General features: G+C 69.1%; 19 protein-coding genes. 6 read left to right on the top strand and 13 right to left on the bottom strand.

Annotation, left to right across the window (positions count from 1 at the left end):
- Positions 1-66: 66 nt before the first annotated feature.
- The 4 genes from C2868_RS15520 to C2868_RS15505 all read left to right on the top strand — a co-directional run bounded on the left by C2868_RS15520 (position 67) and on the right by C2868_RS15505 (position 4,071).
- Positions 67-744: a TetR/AcrR family transcriptional regulator gene (locus C2868_RS15520; protein ID WP_100810060.1), complete on the top strand. Its 678-nt coding sequence runs from the start codon at positions 67-69 to the stop codon at positions 742-744.
- 89 nt (positions 745-833) lie between these two features.
- Positions 834-2,279 (top strand): FAD-binding oxidoreductase, encoded by a 1,446-nt coding sequence (locus C2868_RS15515; protein ID WP_100810059.1) that lies wholly within the window; start codon positions 834-836, stop codon positions 2,277-2,279.
- The gene (locus C2868_RS15510) at positions 2,276-2,641 is read left to right on the top strand and encodes a cupin domain-containing protein (RefSeq protein WP_232711094.1); all 366 of its coding nucleotides are present in this window, start codon (positions 2,276-2,278) and stop codon (positions 2,639-2,641) included. The genes C2868_RS15515 and C2868_RS15510 overlap by 4 nt, the downstream gene beginning before the upstream one ends.
- Before the next feature lie 20 nt (positions 2,642-2,661).
- Positions 2,662-4,071, top strand: coding sequence for an aspartate aminotransferase family protein (locus tag C2868_RS15505; protein WP_100809808.1), 1,410 nt, complete (start codon positions 2,662-2,664; stop codon positions 4,069-4,071).
- 32 nt (positions 4,072-4,103) lie between these two features.
- On the opposite strand, the gene C2868_RS15500 is transcribed toward C2868_RS15505, so the two are convergent.
- Entirely contained in the window at positions 4,104-5,624 is a 1,521-nt protein-coding gene (locus tag C2868_RS15500; protein WP_100809807.1) for an alpha-N-arabinofuranosidase, read from the bottom strand.
- Positions 5,625-5,745: 121 nt separating this feature from the next.
- Here C2868_RS15500 and C2868_RS15495 point away from each other — a divergent pair, with 121 nt between their 5' ends.
- A complete protein-coding gene (locus C2868_RS15495) occupies positions 5,746-6,789 on the top strand; it encodes a LacI family DNA-binding transcriptional regulator (protein ID WP_100809806.1) in 1,044 nt (347 codons plus the stop codon).
- A gap of 32 nt (positions 6,790-6,821) precedes the next feature.
- Here the strand turns inward: C2868_RS15495 and C2868_RS15490 are convergent, their stop codons facing one another.
- The 5 genes from C2868_RS15490 to C2868_RS15470 form a co-directional block, all read right to left on the bottom strand.
- Positions 6,822-8,057: an alpha-hydroxy acid oxidase gene (locus C2868_RS15490; RefSeq protein WP_100809805.1), complete on the bottom strand. Its 1,236-nt coding sequence runs from the start codon at positions 8,055-8,057 to the stop codon at positions 6,822-6,824.
- Between the two features lie 8 nt (positions 8,058-8,065).
- Positions 8,066-8,698, bottom strand: coding sequence for a GntR family transcriptional regulator (locus C2868_RS15485; RefSeq protein ID WP_100809804.1), 633 nt, complete (start codon positions 8,696-8,698; stop codon positions 8,066-8,068).
- Between the two features lie 106 nt (positions 8,699-8,804).
- Positions 8,805-9,962: a cystathionine gamma-synthase gene (locus C2868_RS15480; RefSeq protein WP_100809803.1), complete on the bottom strand. Its 1,158-nt coding sequence runs from the start codon at positions 9,960-9,962 to the stop codon at positions 8,805-8,807.
- Entirely contained in the window at positions 9,959-10,972 is a 1,014-nt protein-coding gene (locus C2868_RS15475) for a pyridoxal-phosphate dependent enzyme (protein ID WP_100809802.1), read from the bottom strand. Before C2868_RS15475 ends, C2868_RS15480 begins: the two co-directional genes overlap by 4 nt.
- A 148-nt stretch (positions 10,973-11,120) precedes the next feature.
- Positions 11,121-11,303, bottom strand: a complete 183-nt coding sequence (locus C2868_RS15470; RefSeq protein WP_100809801.1) for a hypothetical protein — start codon at positions 11,301-11,303, stop codon at positions 11,121-11,123.
- 64 nt (positions 11,304-11,367) lie between these two features.
- Here C2868_RS15470 and C2868_RS15465 point away from each other — a divergent pair, with 64 nt between their 5' ends.
- Positions 11,368-12,324, top strand: coding sequence for an aldo/keto reductase (locus C2868_RS15465; protein WP_100809800.1), 957 nt, complete (start codon positions 11,368-11,370; stop codon positions 12,322-12,324).
- A gap of 2 nt (positions 12,325-12,326) precedes the next feature.
- On the opposite strand, the gene C2868_RS15460 is transcribed toward C2868_RS15465, so the two are convergent.
- The 7 genes from C2868_RS15460 to C2868_RS15430 all read right to left on the bottom strand — a co-directional run bounded on the left by C2868_RS15460 (position 12,327) and on the right by C2868_RS15430 (position 19,450).
- The gene (locus C2868_RS15460) at positions 12,327-15,380 is read right to left on the bottom strand and encodes an AAA family ATPase (protein WP_232711115.1); all 3,054 of its coding nucleotides are present in this window, start codon (positions 15,378-15,380) and stop codon (positions 12,327-12,329) included.
- Between the two features lie 2 nt (positions 15,381-15,382).
- Entirely contained in the window at positions 15,383-16,570 is a 1,188-nt protein-coding gene (locus C2868_RS15455) for an exonuclease SbcCD subunit D (RefSeq protein WP_100809798.1), read from the bottom strand.
- A 62-nt stretch (positions 16,571-16,632) separates the two neighbouring features.
- A complete protein-coding gene (locus tag C2868_RS15450) occupies positions 16,633-16,911 on the bottom strand; it encodes a hypothetical protein (protein WP_232711093.1) in 279 nt (92 codons plus the stop codon).
- Entirely contained in the window at positions 16,908-17,105 is a 198-nt protein-coding gene (locus C2868_RS15445; protein WP_100809797.1) for a hypothetical protein, read from the bottom strand. Before C2868_RS15445 ends, C2868_RS15450 begins: the two co-directional genes overlap by 4 nt.
- A 92-nt stretch (positions 17,106-17,197) precedes the next feature.
- Positions 17,198-17,617: a DUF1622 domain-containing protein gene (locus tag C2868_RS15440; RefSeq protein WP_100809796.1), complete on the bottom strand. Its 420-nt coding sequence runs from the start codon at positions 17,615-17,617 to the stop codon at positions 17,198-17,200.
- Between the two features lie 36 nt (positions 17,618-17,653).
- Complete coding sequence (locus tag C2868_RS15435; protein WP_100810056.1) at positions 17,654-17,953, bottom strand: GNAT family N-acetyltransferase; 300 nt, start codon at positions 17,951-17,953, stop codon at positions 17,654-17,656.
- A gap of 63 nt (positions 17,954-18,016) precedes the next feature.
- Complete coding sequence (locus C2868_RS15430; RefSeq protein ID WP_100809795.1) at positions 18,017-19,450, bottom strand: GH1 family beta-glucosidase; 1,434 nt, start codon at positions 19,448-19,450, stop codon at positions 18,017-18,019.
- Position 19,451 lies beyond the last annotated feature (1 nt).

Here is a 19,451-nt window from a genome sequence, read left to right as displayed (position 1 = left end):
TATCGTGGATGTGTACACCGTTCACATCCCGTGATCACACGGTACACACCCGACATTTCGGACGCAATGGCAAGAGCACGGCCTTCCGCAGCGCGCACCTATCATCACGGTGACCTCCGACACGCACTCGTCGAGGAGGGCCTGCGGCGCGCGCGGGCGGGCGGCCCCGATGCCATCACGATGCGCGAGGTGACCCGCGCGGTCGGGGTGTCCCCCAATGCCGCCTATCGGCACTTCGCGGATCGCCGCGATCTCCTGCGCGCGGTGGCGGCCGAGGCCCAACTCGCCCTGGCCCGGGCCATCCGTGCCCGCATCGACGCCGCACCCGCAGACCTCTCCCCCGCCGAAGCCGCGATCGAACGACTCCGCCGCATCGGGCTGGCATACATCGACTTCGCACGTGACGAGCGCGGATTGTTCAGCCTCGCCTTCGCCGTGCAGGACGAGCAGCCGAGCGCCGGGATCGTCACCCTCGACGATGAGGTCGTGGCCCCGTTTCAGCTGCTCCTCGACGCACTGGATGCGATGCGTGACGCGGGCGCCCTCGATCCGGCACGACGCCCCCACGCCGAGTGGGCGTGCTGGGCGACCGTGCACGGCTTCGCCGAGATCGCGGTCCATGGGCCGCTGCAGTGGCAGCCGGAGCCGGTGATCGACGCTCTGGCGTCCGCCGTCGTCGAGGCGGCCATCACCGGGGTGCGCGGCACCCCGGCTGCCCACCCGGGCCCCTCGCCCGCTTCGTAGCCGGCGGGATCCGGGCAGAAGCGCGGGTCGACGCGGCACCGCGGACCCGCCAGGATGGGGCGATAGCCACTCCGGAAAGGGTGATTCCCGTGGGATCGACCGTCTTCGAACGCCAGAAGCCCCCCGCATCCGTCATCCGCCACGCCCTCACGGGCACCCGGCAGAGCGCATTCTGGCTCGACGATCTGCCCCCGCGAGTGGCGCACCCCGCGCTGACGGGCGAGTTCAGTGCCGACCTCGTCATCGTGGGCGGTGGCTACACGGGCCTCTGGACGGCCCTGCTCGCCCAGCGCCGCGATCCCGGTGCGCGCATCGCGCTCGTCGAGGCGAGGGAGATCGGATGGGCCGCTTCGGGTCGCAACGGCGGGTTCTGCGAGGCGAGCCTCACGCACGGACGCGAGAACGGGCTCGCGCGGTGGCCCGACCAACTCGACGACCTCGAGCGGATGGGCCTGGCCAATCTCGACGCTGTCCAGAGAGATCTGGAGGTGTGGGGAGCCGACGCGGACTTCGAACGCGTGGGCGCGATGAGCGTCGCGGTCGAAGAGCACCAGCTCGATTGGCTCGACGACTGGGTCGTGGACGCCGCGGCGCGTGGCGAGGGCGGCACCGTCGCGCGATTGAACGAGACCCAGGTCCGCGATGCGGTGCGCTCCCCCACATACCTCGGCGGCGTGTGGGAGAAGCGGTCCACCGCGCTCGTCCACCCCGGAAAGCTCGCATCCGAGCTGGCCCGCGTCGCGAGCGAAAGGGGCATCGAGATCTTCGAGCACTCGCTCGTCAAGCGCATCGACCCGGTCGACGCCGACGGGCGGATCCGCCTGATCACCACGACCGGGACGATTCGCGCGGCTCAGGTCGTGCTCGCGACGAACGTCTTCCCCGCGCTCCTCAAGCGCAACCGCCTGATGACGGTCCCCGTCTACGACTACGTGCTCATGACCGAGCCGCTGAGCACCGAGCAGTTGGCCTCCATCGGGTGGCAGGACCGGCAGGGCCTGAGCGACCTGGCCAACCAGTTCCACTACTACCGCTTGAGCGCCGACAACCGCATCCTGTTCGGCGGCTACGACGCCGTCTACCACTACGGTCGCGCTGTCCGCCCCGCCTACGAGAACCGGCCCACGAGCTACGAGACCCTCGCGAGCCACTTCTTCACGACGTTCCCGCAACTGAACGGCCTCCGATTCAGCCACAAGTGGGCGGGCGCGATCGACACGTCGACGCAGTTCTGCGCCTTCTACGGCACGGCCCGAGCGGGACGGATCGCTTACGCGGCCGGCTTCACGGGGCTCGGGGTCGGCGCATCCCGGTTCGCCGCAGAGGTCATGCTCGACCTGCTCGAGGGCGCCGACACCGAGCGCACACGCCTCGACATGGTGCGGAAGCGCCCGCTGCCGTTCCCGCCCGAGCCCGCGGCGGCGATCGGCATCAACATGACGCGCTGGGCGCTCGACCGCGCCGACCACAACGGCGGCCGCCGCAACCTGCTGCTGAAGACCCTCGACGCGCTCGGCCTCGGATTCGACTCGTGACGCACGCGCCCGAAACCCGGATCCCCGCGGGAACGGCGACGGATGCTTCCGCCCTGAGCTCCGCGCTCGAACCCCTCGAAGCGGCGAAGGTCATCGAGGGAGAACCGTCGACGCGCTACGTCGCCCTGGACACGACCGCCGAACGTGAGGTCGGGGTGTGGGAACACACCGTCGGCATTTCGCGCGATATCGAGACCGACGAGGTCTTCGTCGTCCTGGCGGGCGACGCGACGCTGGAGTTCGTCGAGCCCGCGCTGCCCGCGATCGAGTTGCGCCCCGGCGTGCTCGTCCGCCTCGAAGACGGCATGAGCACCGTCTGGACCGTGCGAGCAACCCTCCGCAAGGTGCTCGTCGCACCCTGAACCCCACCGAACGGATCACCATGACCGACACGAGCACCACCGCTTTCGCCCCCGATCCCGACCCGACCCCCGACCCCTACCCGACCCCCGACCCCGACGCCGACGCGCGCGTCCGCGGCGACGACCGCGCCCACGTCTTCCACTCGTGGAGCGCCCAGGCCCTCATCGATCCGGTCCCCGTCGCGGGCGGTTCCGGGGCGACCTTCTGGGACTATGCGGGCAACAGCTACCTCGACTTCTCCTCGCAGCTCGTCAACCTGAACCTCGGGCACCAGCATCCCGATCTCGTCGCGGCGATCCAGCGGCAGGCGGGGCGCCTGGCGACCATCCAGCCGTCCATGTCGAACGACGTGCGCGGTGAGCTCGCGCGACGGATCGCCGAGGTCGCGCCCGACGGCATGAACAAGGTGTTCTTCACCAACGGCGGCGCCGACGCGAACGAGAACGCCGTGCGGATGGCGCGCCTCGTCACCGGCAAACGCAAGGTGCTGTCGATGTACCGCAGCTACCACGGCAACACCTCGACCGCGATCACGCTGACGGGCGACCCGCGCCGCTGGGCGAACGAACCCGCCGACGGGTCGGTGGCGCACTTCTTCGGCCCCTACGCCTACCGGTCGGCCTTCCACGCCACGTCTACCGAGGAGGAATCGCAGCGCGCGCTCGAGCACCTCGAGCAGGTCATCGTGCTCGAGGGGGCCTCGACGATCGGCGCGATCATCCTCGAGACGATCGTCGGCACCAACGGGGTGCTCGTGCCTCCCCCGGGCTACCTGCCCGGGGTGCGCGCCCTGTGCGACAGGTACGGCATCGTGCTGATCGCCGACGAGGTCATGGTCGGCTTCGGCCGCGTCGGGGAATGGTTCGCGTTCCAGGCCTTCGATGTCGTGCCCGACCTGATCACCTTCGCCAAGGGGATCAATTCGGGCTACGTCCCGCTCGGCGGTGTCGTGATCTCGGACCGGATCGCGAAGCACTTCGACACCGTCGCGTTCCCCGGCGGGCTGACGTATTCGGGGCATCCGCTGGCCTGCGCCGCGGGGGTGGCGACGTTCGAGGTCTTCGAGCGGGACGGCATCCTCGAGCGCGTGCGCGACCTCGGCGAACGCGTCGTCGAGCCCCGGCTGCGCGCGATGGCCGAGCGGCACGCATCCGTGGGCGAGGTCCGGGGTCTCGGACTGTTCTGGGCCATCGAGCTCGTCAAGAATCCGCACACCCGCGAACCGCTCGTTCCGTACGACGCCGGCGGGACGGATGCGGCACCCATGGGTGCCCTCGCGGCCGCGTGCAAGAGCGCGGGGCTCTGGCCGTTCACGCACGTCAACCGCATGCACGTCGCGCCGCCGCTGGTGATCTCGGAGGCCGATCTCATGCGTGGCCTCGACATCATCGACGACGCGCTCGACGTCTCCGATCAGTACGTGGTCTGATCCGGACGACAGCTGATCAGGACGTGGCCCGATCAGACCCGCGCCCGGAGCGAGATGGCCGTCCACGAAACCGGCGGCAGGGTGATGTCGACGCTCGCGTCACCGAGCCGGACCGAGGTGTTCTCGCGCGGTGCGACCCGCTCCCTGTCCGCGAGCGTGTTCGCGGCATGGATGTCGTCGTCGTGCACCGAGATCGCCGAGACGATCTCGACATCGCCCAGCACGCGGGTGTCGATGTCGAACGCGGCCTCCTCCGTCATGCTGCGGTTCACGACGAACACGGCGATGTCACCCGTTTCGGGATCGTGCGTGGCCACGGCATCGACGAGCGGCGCGGCACCGTACTGCTTGGTGTCGTAGGTCGGTGATTCGAGCGTCAACTCGAGCGCGACCCCGCGTGCCAGGCGCGACGTGATCGAGAAGGGGAAGAACGTCGTCTGCCGCCAGGAGGGACCGCCCGGCTCGGTCATGATCGGGGCGATGACGTTCACGAGCTGCGCGAGGCTCGCGGCCGTCACCCGGTCGGCGTGGCGGATGAGCGAGATCAGCAGGCTGCCGAAGACCACCGCATCCATCACCGAGTACGAGTCCTCGAGCAGTCGCGGCGCGACAGGCCAGTCGGCGATGTCCGTGATCTTGTCGACCTCGTTGTAGCGGGTCATGTACCAGACGTTCCACTCGTCGAACGAGATGTACATCGTCTTGTCGCTGCGCTTGAGCGCCTTGACGTGGTCGGCCGTCGCCGCGACCTCTTCGATGAAGCGATCCATATTGACCGCGGAGGCGAGGAAGCTACCGTAATCGTCGCCCTGGGGCTCGTAGTACGCGTGGCACGAGATGTAGTCGACGTTGTCGTACGTCGCCTCGAGCACGACCCGTTCCCACTCGCCGAACGTCGGCATCTGAGCACCCGAACTGCCGCACACGACCAGTTCGAGGTCGGGGTCGATCTGACGCATGGCGCTCGCGGTCTGCGCCGCGAGCTGACCGTACTCGTACGCCGTGCTGTGGCCGAGCTGCCACGGGCCGTCCATCTCGTTGCCGAGGCACCACATCCGCACGTCGTGGGGTTCTGCGTGTCCATTCGCGACGCGCATGTCGGACAGCGCCGTACCGGCCGGGATGTTGGCGTACTCGAGCACGTCGAGCGCCTCGAGCACACCGCGGGTGCCGAGGTTCACGGCGTACATCAGCTCGGCGTCCACGAGCTCGAGCCAGGTCGCGAACTCGTCCAGGCCGATCTGGTTCGTCTCGGTCGAGTGCCACGCCAGTTCGAGACGTCGCGGCCGTTCATCGCGCGGCCCGACCCCGTCTTCCCACCGGTAGCCCGAGACGAAGTTGCCGCCCGGGTAGCGGATCGCCGAAACTCCCAGCTCACGCACGAGCTCCACGACGTCGCCCCGGAATCCGTTCTCGTCCGCCGTCTCGTGACCGGGTTCGTAGATCCCGTCATAGACGCAGCGACCCAGGTGCTCGACGAACGAACCGAACAGACGGCGGTTCACCGGTCCGACGATGAAGTGGGGATCGATCGTGACGCGTGCGCGGATCATGGTCCTCTTCCTATTTACAACGTTGTATATCCGTGGTGGAGAGAATACCGCGAGGCCGAATGCCCCTGTCAACAGGCGGGTGGATAGAGTTTCGGAGATCGATTCGGCGACAGGAGCAGCGATGGGCCCCACGTTGCGCGATGTGGCCGAGGTCGCTCAGGTCTCGATCAAGACGGTGTCGAACGTGGTCAACGACTACCCGCACGTCCGCGCGGCGACGAAGCAACGGGTTCTCGAGGCGATCGCCCTGCTCGGCTATCGTCCCAATCTCTCCGCCCGCGGGTTGCGTTCGGGCCGAACCGGCGTCATCGGGCTCGCGGTGCCCGCCCTGCGTGAGAACTACTTCGCCGAGCTCGCGGACTCGATCATCCGCGCCGCCGAGGAACACGGCCTCGGTGTCATGGTCGAACAGACGAACGGCGATCGCGATGCCGAGCTGCTCGCGGTGTCCGGCGGGCGCCGCAAGTTCATGGACGGACTCCTGCTCAGCCCTGTCGGACTCGGACAGGACGACGCGACAGCGCTCGATGTCGACTTCCCGCTGGTTCTCCTCGGCGAGCGCATCTTCGGCGGCCCGACCGACCACGTCACGATGCACAACACGGCATCAGCTCGAGCCGCCGTCGAGCACTTGCTGCATGCCGGTCGGCGCCGCATCGCGGTGATCGGCGCGGAAGAGGCGACATTCGAGGACACGCGGGACAGCACGAGTTCCGCGAGTCTGCGTGTCACGGGCTACCGGCAGGCGCTGACCGCGGCCGGCCTTGAGGTCGTCCCGGAGCTCATCCGGACGACCCCCTCTTGGAATCGCGCGGCCGGCGCGGAAGCGACGAGGCGACTGCTCGATGAGGGAATCCCCTTCGATGCCCTGTTCGCGCTGAACGACACGCTGGGCCTCGGCGCACTGCGCGCCCTCGGCGAGGCCGGAGTCGACGTTCCGGCAGATGTCGCCGTCATCGGCTTCGACAACATCGACGAGACGCGATTTTCCGTGCCGTCACTCTCGAGCGTCGATTCGGGGCGAGACACGATCGCGATGCTCGCCGTCGACCTGTTGATCGAGCGCATCGCGGAGAAGGGCCAGCGGGTGCCGCCGCGCACCCTCATGCCCCGCTTCCGCATCATCGAGCGCGAATCTACGGGCTTCGCGAGCACCGCCGACTGAGCTCGGCAGGAGGCCGCGTGCGCGGGCGAGCATCAGGGGACGATCGGCGTCAACCGCTGCAGCTGTGTGACGTGGTTCGGACCCAGTTCCGCGATGGATGTGACCTCGAGCAGCTTCATCGTCCTGACGATCTGGGAAGACAGAATCTCGATGGCCCGATCGACACCCTGTCGCCCTCCCGCCATCAACCCGTAGAGGTAGGCACGACCCACCAGGGTGAACTTCGCGCCCAGGGCGAGACATGCGACGATGTCCGCACCGCTCATGATGCCCGTGTCGACCATGACCTCGGTGTCTCGCCCCACCTCGCGAACCACTTTCGGTAGCAGGTGGAACGGCACGGGCGCCCGATCCAGTTGGCGGCCACCGTGGTTGGAGAGCAGTATCCCGTCCACGCCCAGGTCTGCGAGGCGTTTGGCGTCTTCGACGTTCTGCACTCCCTTGACGACCAGTCTTCCGCGCCACAGCTTCCGGATCGTCGCCAGATCGTCGAAGACGACCGAAGGGTCCATCGCCGCATCCAGCAGGTCCCCCACGGTGCCGCCGGTCGAGGAAAGAGAGGCAAACTCCAGCGGCGGAGTCGTCAAGAAGTCGAACCACCACCACGGTCGTGGAAGGGCGTTCACGATCGTGCCGAGGGTCAACCGCGGTGGAATGGAGAATCCGTTGCGCTTATCGCGCAAACGCGCACCGGCTATGGGCGTGTCCACCGTGAACATCAGGGTGTCGAAACCGGCTTCCGCGGCGCGCTCGACGAGACCGAACGAAATCTCACGCTGGCGCATCACGTAGAGCTGGAACCAGTTGCGCCCGGACGGGTTTGCCGCCCTGACGTCCTCGATCGTCGACGTCCCCAGCGTCGACAATGTGAACGGGATCCCCGCTGCGCCCGCCGCCGCCGCTCCGGCAATCTCTCCCTCGGTCTGCATCAGGCGGGTGAAGCCGGTCGGAGCGATCCCGAAGGGCAAGCTCGATGTCCCGCCCAGGATCTGCGTCCGGGTGTCGACCGTCGAGACATCACGAAGGATCGACGGGTGGAACTCGACATCCGAGAACGCCTGCCTTGCACGAGCCAGCGAGAGCTCGTCTTCGGCCGATCCGTCGGTGTAGTCGAACGCCGCTTTCGGCGTGCGTCGCTGCGCGATCGATCGAAGATCACCGATCGTCAGAGCCGCGGCGAGACGTCGACGCCGACCGTTGAGATCCGGTCGCTCGAACCGCATCAGTTGGCTGAGCGCTCGCACGTCCGGCAGTTGGCGCTTGGGCATGAAGTCCCCTATTCGGCTGAGAGATGGGCGAGAAGGACGTCGCGCGAAGTGGTGATGTGCTGCCGCATCTCGCGCGCCGCACCAGCACTGTCGCCCGCGAGAACAGCGTCGATGATGGCTTGATGCTGTGCGGCCACGTGCGCTGCCGACATCAGCTCTGCTGCTTGCACGCGACCGATGCACAACTCCACCTCGCCCATGAGGACCCCATGCATGCGGGCGAGGCGAACACCGGGCGCGCCGGTGACCAGCGCGCGATGGAAGGCGATGTCGGCGCGGGCGAAGTCTGGCTCTCGTGCGAACTCGCGGTGCGCCGCCAGCGCCGATTCCGGAACGCTCCCGACGGCCGCCAACCGACTCACGGCCGCGCTCTCGATCACTCCCCGCGCGTCGTACAGGTCGATCACCTCATCCCGACCCAAGTCCGGCACGCGGGCTGCGTGATGAGCTTCGCGCCGAAGCAACCCGTCGGCCACCAGACGATCGATCGCCGAGCGAGCGGTGGGGCGCGCGACACCGAAGTCAGCAGCGACGTACGCCTCGGTCACGGTCGATCCGGGCGGCAGCACCTGCGCCACGATTCGTCTTCGTAGCTGGTCGGCGATCGCAGCAGGCGCCACGCGAGCTTCAGCAACAACCATCGGACGACCTCACGAGACCCACCTCGACGCTAGATTGATAGACAACCTATCCTCATTGCCTGGCAATTCTCAATTCCGCGCCTTCGCGGCCTCGCGCCCGCCGTGTCTATACCGCGGCGAGGGCCTGCTCGAGGTCCGCCAGCAGGTCGTCGCGGCTCTCGATGCCGACCGAGAGGCGCACCACCTCCTCGGGAACCGCGAGTTCGGTTCCGCGGACGGATGCGTGGGTCATCGCATCGGGATAGTTGAGCAGCGACTCGACCCCGCCGAGCGACTCGGCGAGTTGGAACAGGTGCGTGGATTCGGCGAAGCGGCGGGCGCTGGCAGCATCCGGCAGGGCGAGCGAGACGATGCCGCCGAACGCCGACATCTGGCGCGCGGCGAGCTCGTGACCGGGGTGGGATTCGAGCCCCGGATAGTAGACATGAGCAACGCCGTGGTGGGCGTCGAGGAACCGGGCGACGGCGTCACCGTTCTCGCTGTGCCGCTGCATCCGCACGCCGAGTGTCTTGATGCCGCGGGTCGTGAGCCACGCGTCGAGCGGACCGGACACCGCGCCCGCCGCGAACTGCAGGAAGCGGGCCTGCTCGGCGAGGGCGTCGTCGTTCATGACGAGAGCGCCACCGACCACATCGGAGTGCCCGCCGAGGTACTTGGTCGTCGAGTGCACGACGACGTCCGCGCCGAGGGACAGCGGGCGCTGCAGGGCGGGCGAGGCGAACGTGTTGTCGACCACGACGACGGCGCCGGCCGCGTGCCCGAGGCGGGCGAGTCCCGCGATATCGGTGATGCGCAGCAGCGGGTTGCTCGGAGTCTCGACCCACACCATCTGGGCGGGGCGCTCCTCGAGGGCGGCGGCGACCTGGTCGAGGTCGCTCATGTCGACGACCCTCACGCCGACTCCCCACGGCCCGAGGACCCGCGAGATCAGGCGGTAGGTGCCGCCGTAGACGTCGTTGCCGAGCAGCACCTCGTCGCCGGGCTTGAGAACCGACCGCAGCAGGGCGTCCTCGGCGGCGAGCCCCGAAGCGAACGACAGACCGTGGCGACCACCCTCGATCGCCGCGAGCTGGGTCTCGAGAGCCGTGCGGGTCGGGTTGCCGCTGCGGCCGTACTCGTAGCCTCCACGGAGGCCGCCGATGCCGTCCTGCGCATAGGTGGTCGAGAAGTGCACCGGCGGGATGACCGCGCCCGTCGTCGGGTCGAACGCCTGACCGGCGTGGATGGCGAGGCTCTCGAAGCCCCCGAACTCGGATTCGTTCATCGGATGCCTCCATCGGCGTTCGGTGCGGATGTTGCGGGCCGCTCGACAGCGTGATCGACCGAGAACCCGTTGTCGGTCATCCAGTCGTCGTCGAAGATCTTGCCGAGGTAGCCCCGCCCATGGTCGGGGAGCAGCACGACGACGACGTCCTCGGCACCGAGCTCTCGAGCGGCACGGAGTGCGCCGACGACCGCCATCCCGCTCGATCCGCCGACGAGCAGGCCCTCTTCGCGGGCCAGACGACGTGTCATGCCGAACGACTCTGCATCCGTCACGCGCTGCCATTCGTGCACGACGGACGGGTCGAAGGTTTCGGGCCAGAAGTCCTCGCCCACGCCCTCGACCTTGTAACCGTGGACGTCCGAGCTGGAGTAGATCGAGCCGACCGGATCGACGCCGACGATCCGGGTTCGGCCGCCCGAGACCTCGCGCAGGTAGCGACCGGTTCCGGTGATCGTGCCTCCCGTGCCGACCCCCGCGACGAAGTGCGTGACGCGTCCTTCGGTCGCGCTCCAGATCTCGGGACCCGTCGTCTCGTAGTGCGCGCGCGGGCCGTTCTGGTTCGCGAACTGGTTGGGCTTGAACGCGCCCGGGATCTCGCGAGCGAGGCGGTCGGAGACGCTGTAGTACGAGCGGGGGTCATCGGGAGGCACGCTGGTGTCGGTTACGACGACCTCGGCACCGTAGGCCTCGAGGACGGCGACCTTGGGGCCCGCGAACTTGTCGGGTACGACGAAGATCATGCGGTAGCCGCGTTGCTGGGCGACGAGCGCGAGGCCGACGCCCGTATTGCCGCTCGTCGGTTCGACGATGGTGCCGCCCGGGCCGATCAGGCCGTCACGCTCGGCGGCGTCGAGGATGTTCGCCGCGATGCGGTCTTTGGATGACCCGCCGGGGTTGAAGTATTCGACCTTCGCGAGCACCGTCGCGGCGATGCCATCGGTGACGTTGTTCAGGCGGACGAGGGGGGTGTTGCCGATCAGATCTGTGACGCTCTGCGCGTATCGCACGGGATGTGTCCAAGCTGCGGGCCGCGACGCTGTCGCGGGTGATGTCAGGGGTCGTTGAGGGGAGTGCGAGGCACTCAGCGGCAACAAAGACAGGACAGCACGCGGCCAGTTTACATAGGCGAGCGGCGGGATGCCTAGAGCCAGCGGTTCAGTCGTCCGAGGACCGGGCGAACAGCATCCGCAGGATCACGAACACGATCAGCGCGACGACCGCGACCGCCAAGAGTTTGAAGACGAAGGCGAGCACCGAGAACAGGACGTTCACGAGCACCCACGCGATGATGATGGCGACGATGACGCCGATGACTGTCCACAGGGTGCCGCTCTTCATGGTTCAAGCCTAGGCTGATCCACGGTGCCCTCGTCGCACCCAGATCTCGGAACAAGGAGCAGCATTGACCCGCATCGGCCCCAGCGACCTCGATATCTTCCCCCTCTGCCTGGGTGCCAACGTGTTCGGGTGGACCGCGAATCGCGACGAGTCGTTCCGAATCCTCGACGCTTTCCACGCCGGCGGCGGCGACTTCATCGACACCGCTGATTCCTACAGCGCCTGGGTTCCGGGCAATACGGGTGGCGACAGCGAGCGGATCATCGGCGAATGGCTCGCGGCTCGGCAGCCGAAGAACGTCGTCGTCGCGACGAAGGTCAGCCAGCACCCCGACTTCCGCGGCCTGTCCGCGCAGAACATCCGCGCCGCCGCCGAGGCCTCGCTCAAGCGACTCGGCGTCGACACCATCGACCTGTACTACGCCCACTACGACGACGAGACGGTGCCGCTCGAAGAGACCGTCGCGGCGTTCGGCGACCTGGTCACGGACGGCCTCGTGCGCTACACCGCCGTGTCGAACTACAGCGCCGAGCGGATCCGCGAGTGGATCGGCTACGCGACCGCCGCGGGTAGCGCTCAGCCGGTCGCGGTGCAGCCGCACTACAACCTCGTGCACCGCAACGCGGTCGAAGAGACCATCGTCCCCGTCGCCGAAGAGTTCGGTCTGGGCCTCGTGCCCTACTACTCCCTCGCGAGCGGATTCCTGACCGGCAAGTACCGTTCGGCAGACGTCCCCGATGCCGCGGACACCTCACCGCGCGCGAAGGGCGCCGTGAAGTACGCCACACCCCAGGGACTCGCGATCATCGACACGCTCGAGTCCATCGGCCGGGCGCACGGCGCCTCGATCGCCGCGACCGCGCTGGCCTGGCTGCGCGTCCAGCCGACCGTCGCCGCACCGATCGCGAGCGCTTCGCGCGTCGACCAGGTCGCGGACCTGCTCGCGGCGGGCACGCTGGACCTGACCGCCGCCGAGATCGCGGAGCTCGACCGGGTCTCGACCTGGACGCCCGCGACCTGAGCTCAGCGCCCGCGGCCGGTCAGCGAGACCGGCAGGAGGGCGTGCGCGGCGACCTCGCTCGATCCGTCCTCCGCCACCGCGACGAGCAACTGCGCGGGGATCTGATCCTTCATCGCCTCGACGTGGCTGATGACCCCGACCGTTCGCCCACCCTGGCGCAGCTCGTCGAGCGTGCGCATGGCCGTGTCGAGGGTCTCGGCGTCGAGTGAGCCGAAGCCCTCGTCGATGAACAGCGTGTCGAGCGCGATGCCTCCGGCGCGGCCGGTGACGACCTCGGCCAGGCCCAGCGCGAGCGCGAGGGAGGCCAGGAAGGTCTCGCCTCCCGATAGCGACTGCGCCGGGCGCGGTCGTCCCGTGTAGGCATCCAGCACCTCGAGCCCGAGGCCCGAGGCGGCACCTCGGGCGGCCAGGGAGTCGGTGTGCAGCAGACGGTACCGGCCGTCGGACATCTCGTCCAGGCGCAGGTTGGCGGCCTGCACGATCTCTTCGAGCTCGGCGGCGAGGACGAAGGTCTCGAGCTTCATCCGATGAGTATTGGGGGCCTTGCCCGCGACCGTGGCGGCGAGACGTTCGATGATCTCGTGTTCGGCGAAGGCCGCGGCGATTCCTGATTGCGCCAGCTCCGCCTGCTGTGCGAGCGCCTCGAGCCGTTCGCGCGTCTGATCGGCAGCGAGGGTCTGCTGGACGGCGGCGGTCCAGGCGTCGCGGACATCCTGGCGCACCGTTTCGGCCGATCGCGTATCGATCGGCTCGTCGGGCAGCACCAACAGCTCGAGATCCAGGAGCACGGCCTTCGCCGCCCCCAGCGCGGTCTCGTGCTCGCGGATCGTCTCGTCGAGCGCGGCTCGTGCGGCGGCATCCCGGAGCGCCTCGACCGCGGCATCCGCCGTCTCGAAGCCGGCCTCCGCGAGGTCCGCCTCGGCCCGCGCCCGCGCGGTCTCTTCTGCCCGTACGCAGCGCTCCGCCACCGCGATCGCATCCCGCAGCCGCTCTGCCGCGTCGGCGATCCGCTCGGCATCGGCGATTCTCTCGGCAACGGTGGGGAACTCGCCCCGCGCCTCCGTCAGAGCCTCATCATCCGCCGCGATGCCCGCGTCGAGGACGATGAGAGACCGGTCGAGAGTCTCGATGCGGGGCGCAGCGGCATCGAGCGCGGACTCGAGCGCCGCGAGGGTCGACGCACAGTCCTCTCGTTCCGCGCGCAGCATCGTCGATTCGCGTTCGGCATCCGCGATGACCGCCAGAGCCCGCGCAGCCGCGGTGCGGTCCTCGGCGAGCTGAGCACCCGATCGCTCGCCCGCACGCCCACGCGCGCCCGCCGCGTCCTGGCGGACACGCGCCAGCGCCTCGGATGCGTCGCGCTGTTGCACCACGGCGAGCGCGACCCGGGCTTCGGCCGCATCGATGTCGTCGGCGCTCACCGGGTCTTCGCCCCGCGGTGCGGGCGCCGGGTGCTCGGTCCCCCCGCACACCGCGCACGGTTCACCGGGAACGAGTTGAGCGGCGAGTTCACCCGCGTGACCACGGAGTCGCCGTTCGCGCATGTCCACCAGGGCGGCGGATGCCTCGGCCAGGGCCCGGTCGGCGTGCAACGCCGCCAGCTCGGCCGCGGCGGCTTCCTCCACCAGGCGCTCGGCCTCCGCGGCCGCGGCGATGCGGTCGTCCAGGTCCGTGAGGAGAGCTTCGGCCGCAGCGCGTCCGCCGAGGGTCGGAGCGAGTTCCATCAATCGCGCATCGAGCTCGTCGCGACGCGTGATCGCGACCCCGCGCTCCGCACGGCTCGTCTCGACGGCAGCGGTCAGCTCCGCGAGGTCGGCCCGACTCCGCGCATACTCCGCGCGACGCTCGGCGATGCTCTCTTCGCGTGCGAGCAGGAGCGTCCATCCGCCGACCGCGTGCTTCAGCTCGTCGATGCGATCGGCGAGCTGAGACGTGGTCGGCATGCGCTCGCTCGCGGCGCCGGCTGCGGCCGCGTCTTCGGCGGCGGCGCGATCTCTGAGCGCGATCCAAGATGTGAGGGCCCTGCGTCGATCCGACTCCGCGCGTTCTGTATCGGCGCGCGCCGTGTCCAGCCCGCGGATGCCCTCGCGTGCCCGCTCTGCGCGGTTCGCGGCGTCACGTTCCGCACGGACGGCGACGATGCGGGAGGCATCCGACTCGAGGTTCGCGACGGTCCGACGCGCGCGATCACGCCTCTCCTGCTGATCGCGGCGGGCGAGCACGTCGGCGAGTGCGACTTCGGCGGCGTCCCTCGCCACGCGGGCCGCCTCCTGCGCGAGCGCGGCCGTCTCGGCCCGGTACGCCGCGCGCTGTGACGCCTGCCGAACCCGTTCGATCCGCGACGCGGCATCGGCCGGGCCCTCCATATCCGCGTCGTCGCCCGTGAGCGCCCGATCCGCGATCAAGCGCTCGGCCTCGTCGAGGTGATGCGCCAGTGTGTCGCCATCGCGGGCGACGCGCGCCTCGGAATCCTTGCGCCGTCTCTCGAGAGCCTGCTCGTACTCCTCGAATCGGCGTGTTCCGAAGAGTGTCCGCAGGAGCGCCTGGCGCTCGCTGTGACTCGCGAGCAGGAAGCGCGCGAACCGGTTCTGCGCGAGCAGGATGACCTGCAGGAACTGCTCCTGCGTGAGCGGAAGGATCTCGTGCAGCGCCTCGCCGACGTCGCGTGGTCGCGCCGCGCGGCCCTCCCAGCCTTCGCCCGCCCAGACGAAGAGCCGCGCCTGGGGCGGCGCCGTGGTCGTCCCGGCGCCGTTGCGCTTGGCGCGCTCGTATTCGGGTGAGCGCTCGACACGCCACCGCTCGCCGCCCGCGCTGAACTCCAGCGCGACGAGCGTCGGGTCGTCCGGTCCGCTGTGATCGCTGCGCAGGCGCTTCTCGCCCGCGTCATAGCGGGGAACCGACCCGTACAGCGCGAAGCAGATCGCGTCGAGGATGCTGGACTTGCCCGCGCCCGTCCGGCCCGAGATGACGAAGATGCCATCCTCGGCGAACGCGTCGAAGTCGACGACCTGGGGACGCAGGAACGGCCCGAAGCCCTCGACCTCGAGGCGATGCATCCTCACGCGAGCACGCCGTCCGTCGTGCGCCGCGTTGCTGTGCTGTCGGTGTCGGCGCATTCGACGATGACGTCGGCGAGGATTTCGGCCTCGGCCTCATCGGCGGCCTGCCCCTGTCGCACGTGGGCGAGGAACGTCGAGATCAGCTCGTGGTCATCACGCGCCTCGCGAACCCGAGCCGCATACGACTTCTCGGCCATCTGCTGCACGAGGGTCGGCACGTGCTGCACGGTCGCGCAGTGCGGGAAGCGGGCGAGCAGGCGCCGCATCGGATCCCGCTGCGGGGTCGAATCCGTGTACTGCGCGCACACCCACGCCTCGGTCTCGCCGTCGAAGCGGACATCGGTCAGGAGCTCCTCGAGCGTTGCCGAGATCGTGACGAGGCGCCGCGGCACCGCGAGCGGCAACCATTCGGTCGAGGCGAGGCCCGAGGCATCCAGGTCGATCAGCCACGAACCGCGAGGCTTGTGCTGCTCACCGAACGAATAGTGCAACGGGGCCCCCGCATACCGGACGCGGGGCGAGAGCTCGTTACGCCCATGGATGTGCCCGAGGGCGACGTAGTCGGGGCCGTCGAAGGTCGACAGCGGTACGACATCGAGGGTTCCCTGGCGAATCTCGCGCTCGACGCCCGGCGTCGCCTCGACGTTCGCCGCGAAGCAGTGGGCGATCGCGATCGAGCGTCCGCCGCGCTCGGCCCGATCGTCGTTGACGAGTGTCATGGCGTGGGCCAGCGTCTGCTCTTGCGTGCGAAGAGTCACCTCCGGCCATACGTGCCGCACGAGGGAGGGCTCGAGGAAAGGGATGCCGTAGACGTGAACGGGACCGTGCTCATCGTGAAGGGTGACCGGGACACCCACTCGCTCGGGACGGGTGAGGATGTGGATGCCCGCTGCCGCGGCGAAGGGCGCCTGAAAACCGAGTCGCGCTGCGCTGTCGTGATTGCCGCTCGTGACGACGACCTCGGCCCCCGCCGCACGCATCGCGGCGAGCGTGTCGGTCAGCAGCGGATAGCATCCGGCGGCGGGCGTTGCCGAGTCGAAGACATCGCCGGCCAGGACCACCAGATCGACGTCGTGCTCGGCGACCTGCGCCACCATTTCGTCCAGCACGACCGCGAGCGCGGCGACGGTCGAGTGCCCGTGGAACGAGCGCCCGATGTGCCAGTCGGAGGTGTGCAGGATGCGCATGCTCACACGCTATGCGGGTCCACCGACATCGGCCCGGAGCCCGGGCCGCGGTTCGCCGAGAGTCAGCCCCGTGCGAGCTCCGCCACCTCGTCGTCCGTGAGCTCGATGCCCGCCTGATCGAGGCGCTGCTTCAGGACCTCGATGATGCGTTCCTGTCCATCGGCCGCGTGATCGGCGCGGGTCTGGGCGACGATGCCGTCCACCCTCTCGGACGTCGTCGTGTCGTTCATGTCCATGGCGGGCGCGTTCTGGACGATATCCCCCGTGCGGACGATCGGCGAATCGTGCGCCGCGTCCCGGTCCGGCATGGCCTTGTCCGGCGCCGGGTCACCCGGGGTCATGCGTCGCTCCCATCGCTGTCGGCGTCGTCGCTCAGATCGGGGTCGGCGGCTTGCCCGGCCTCAGCACCCTCGATCGGGGCGTCGGGCGCGACGAGTTCGTCCGAGACGCGCTCCTCGGTCTCGCCGCTCTGCCAGCCGCCCGTCGGATCGGCGTTGATGACGCCTTCGGGAAGGTCGTCGCGTGACGAAGTCATCGGGTCTCCTCATGCTGGATTCGGATGTCTGAGACAACCATCACCCGAGAGCGGAGCGAGACCAAGGGGCTTGACGGGCCCGGGCCGCGCGACTAGGTCCTCGTGCGGCCCGCGGCGGCGCGGCGGTCCCGGGCGACTTCGCCCGCCACGACGTTCGCGCCGCTGGTCAGCAGCGCACGACGCCACGGCAGCACACCCTCGATCTCGATCTGGATCGAGATCGACAGGATGGTCCGGATCAGCACGATGATCCCCAGGATCACGGCATCCTCGAGCGACGGCTTCGACGTGATCGTGCGAAGCAGATCCGCGGCGACGAGCACCTCGAGGCCGAGGAGGATGGCGCCGCCGAAGGTCGTGCGCAAAGTCGTGAAGGCCGCGCTCCCCCCGGCACCGCGGCTGAGGGCGCGAATTCCGAGCACGATCGCGATGACCGCGCCGATGATCATCGCGAGCGCGCCGACCGCCTCGAAGACGACCGCGACACCGATGAAGACCTGCTCCGTATCCACCCGGCCAGCATAGGGGCGGCGAGGTCCCGCTGCCTGCTACGCGCGGCTGCGCTCGGCGAGGATGCCCGCGCGCTCGGGGTGAGCCTCGAACCACTCGGCGACGTACCAGCACACCGGCAGCACTTTTCGGTCGCCGGCTTGCTCGAGCGCTGCGACGGCACGGTCGACGATCTCGCCGGCGTATCCGTGTCCGCGGAACGAGGGCACCGTGTACGCCCGGGTCAGCGCGACGGTACGGCCGTCGTCGCGATAGTCGAGGGCGCTCACGAGGTCGGAACCGGCGTGCAGGGTGTACCGCGAGGCATCCGGTTCGTGGGTGAAGGTCAACGAAGTCACCGGCACAGCGTACGCCCGCCTCGACCGGGCGAGGCTGGGCGCACGCTGAGTGTCGTCATCCGTTCAGGCGGGAAGCACACCCGTGCGGGCGAGCTCCCGGTACCAGAGCCCGCTGTCCTTGACCGTGCGCTCGAGCGAGTCGAAGCCGACGCGGACGATCCCGAAGCGCTTGGCGTAGCCGTACCCCCACTCGAAGTTGTCGAGCAGCGACCACACGAAGTACCCGCGCAGGTCGACGCCTGCCTCCATGGCACGATGCGCCGCCGTGAAGTGGCGCCGCAGGTAGTCCAGGCGCTCCGGATCGGGCACCGAACCGTCCTCGGCGACGACATCCTCGAAGGCGGCCCCGTTCTCGGTGACCATGAGCGGCTGATCGGGGAACTGCTCGCGCAACGACAGCAGGAGTTCTTCGAGCCCCTCGGGCGCGATGTTCCAGCCCATGGCGGTGTACGGCCCGGGCTGCTCGACGAACTCGACGATCTCGCTGCTGCCCGGCCACGCCGTGCCGCCCTCGGCGCCCTTGTGCCCGTCGTTCTGCTGCTTGGGCGAGACGCCATCCCACAGCCGGACCGTGGCGGTGGAGTAGTAGTTGACCCCCAGCACGTCGATCGGCTGATGGATCGCCGCGAGATCGCCGTCCCGCACGAACGACCAGTCGGTGACGGATGCCGTGTCCTCCAGCAGATCGGCAGGATATTCCCCGCGCAGCATGGGTCCGGTGAAGGCGCGGTTCGCGAGCGCGTCGATGCGGCGCATCGCGTGCGCGGCACCGTCTCCCTGTCCGCGCAGGACGTGGAAGTTGAGCGTCACCGAGTACTCGGGATCACCCGTCGAGGTCGCCCGGAGGGCCTGGATCGCCCGGCCGTGCGCGAGGTTGAGGTGGTGCACGGCCGCGAGGGCCGCGTCGGGCTCGTGGCGTCCGGGGGCATGGCCGCCCTGGCCGTAGCCGAGGTAGGCCGAGCACCACGGCTCGTTGAGCGTCGTCCACGTCTGCACCCGGTCGCCGAGCGCCGCGCCCATGATCTCGGCGTACTTCTCGAAGGCATCCGTCGTCTCACGCACGGCCCAGCCGCCCGCGTCCTCGAGCGGCTGCGGGAGGTCCCAGTGGTAGAGCGTCGCGACGGGACGGATGCCCCGCTCGAGCAGTCCGTCGACCAGGCGCGAGTAGAAGTCGATCCCCGCCTGGTTGGGCGCGCCCGTGCCGGTGGGCTGGATGCGCGGCCAGGCGATCGAGAACCGATAGGCCCCGAGGCCGAGGTCCTTCATCAGATCGAGGTCGGACGCGAAGCGGTGGTAGTGGTCGCACGCGACATCACCCGTGTCGCCGTTCCAGACCTTGCCCGGCGTCTTGCTGAAGGTGTCCCAGATCGACGGCCCGCGTCCGTCTTCGTCGAAAGCACCCTCGACCTGGTACGACGCGGTCGCCGACCCGAACGTGAAGCCGTCGGGGAAGACGAGCCCCGCATCCCGGAAGTCGGCGTTGCCCTGCTGCCCCATG

It is taken from the genome of Microbacterium sp. CJ77 (assembly GCF_002911615.1).
Lineage (GTDB): Bacteria > Actinomycetota > Actinomycetes > Actinomycetales > Microbacteriaceae > Microbacterium.
The sequence above is the reverse complement of the archived record's forward strand: the minus strand, read 5'-3'. Positions and strand labels throughout refer to the sequence as shown.